A 255-nucleotide genomic window follows, 5' to 3' on the forward strand; every position below is an offset into this window, starting at 1 on the left:
GGAATCCGCAATGTTCCATCCGTCCGAATGAGTGATTTCCCGAAAATAAATTTTCCTCCCTTATTCATTTGTGGCATAAAAACACCTCCTTGAAATTCCGATTTCTCAGTTTCAAAAATTAGAATTTGAGCAAAAGCCCAAGGGACTAATGTCCCCTATGCTTTTCTCTTTTCTTTTGCTGTTTCAGTTCAAACATTCGCAGTTCGTCCGCTTCTTTTTTCTCACGGCTCCTCACTTTACGCTCCTGTTTATTCT

1 protein-coding gene is annotated in these 255 nt (G+C 40.0%); it reads right to left on the bottom strand.

The annotated features are described in order from the left end of the window. Positions 1 to 145: 145 nt before the first annotated feature. On the bottom strand, positions 146 to 255 hold a 110-nt coding region (locus tag AC2FA3_RS15395), incomplete at its 5' end, for a DUF2992 family protein (RefSeq protein ID WP_490510349.1).

The organism is Janibacter sp. CoH_79_TC_3 (genome assembly GCF_058197955.1).